The sequence below is a fragment of the Methylopila musalis genome, assembly GCF_042679725.1.
Taxonomy (GTDB): Bacteria; Pseudomonadota; Alphaproteobacteria; order Rhizobiales; family Methylopilaceae; genus Methylopila; species Methylopila musalis.
The window spans coordinates 1-707 of record NZ_JBHTMX010000421.1 but is presented as its reverse complement, the minus strand read 5'-3'; the positions used below and the strand labels follow the sequence as shown (position 1 = coordinate 707).

Below are 707 nucleotides of genomic sequence, written 5' to 3'. Positions count from 1 at the left end.
GGGCGAGCGGCAGCACCGCTTCCGGCCCCGCCTCGCCCGCCAGCGCCAGCCCCGCGCCGCCGTTCGGCAGCACGGTGGGCGAGGCCAGCACCCCGCCCTTGGCGAAGGGCGTGACGCCGGCGAACAGGTTCTGCGTGAGATTGGAGAACAGCGAGCCCAGCGTGTTCTCGACCGGCTTCAGCGCGCTCTGGAGCGCAAGCTGGGACAGGCGCGAGCCGAGCCCCCGCAGCACGTCGCCGAGCGAGCGGCCCTTGACCACGCCGCCCTCGAGCGCCTGGCCGAGCGCCCGCCCGAAGCCGCGCGTCAGCCGGTCGGCCTCCGATATCTCCCGGCGGAAGCCGGCGGTGTCGATGGAGACCGTGATGGGATCGTCGGCCATGGGTCAGATCTCCTGATCGGGAAAGCGCGCCATCAGCGCGACGAGGTCGGCGCGGCCGAGCGCCGGCGGGCCGGCGGGGCGCGAAAAGGCGCGGGCGGCGGCCGCGATCTCCCGCGGAGTCGCCCGCCAGAAGACATCCGGCGCGAGGCCGAGGCGTCCGAGGCCGAAGGCGGTCAGCTCGTCCCAGGGGAAGGCGCGCGGGCCAAAGGGGCGGCGGGCTCGGCCCCGCCCTCCCCGCCGCCGCCACCACCTCCGAAGGTCGCGGCCAGCAGCTCCGCCACCACCCGCACGAAGCCGGCGGCGCCCTCGTCATGGGTCAGGCGGGCGG

1 protein-coding gene and 1 pseudogene are annotated in these 707 nt (G+C 76.2%); both read right to left on the bottom strand.

Going from position 1 to position 707, the window contains the following annotated elements:
• Window positions 1-379, bottom strand: a 379-nt coding sequence (locus ACFQ4O_RS18085; protein ID WP_378777817.1) for a phage tail tape measure protein, incomplete at its 3' end; no start/stop codon positions are given.
• 3 nt (window positions 380-382) lie between these two features.
• Window positions 383-559, bottom strand: a pseudogene (locus tag ACFQ4O_RS18080) (phage tail assembly chaperone); the annotation flags it as partial.
• Window positions 560-707: the final 148 nt, after the last annotated feature.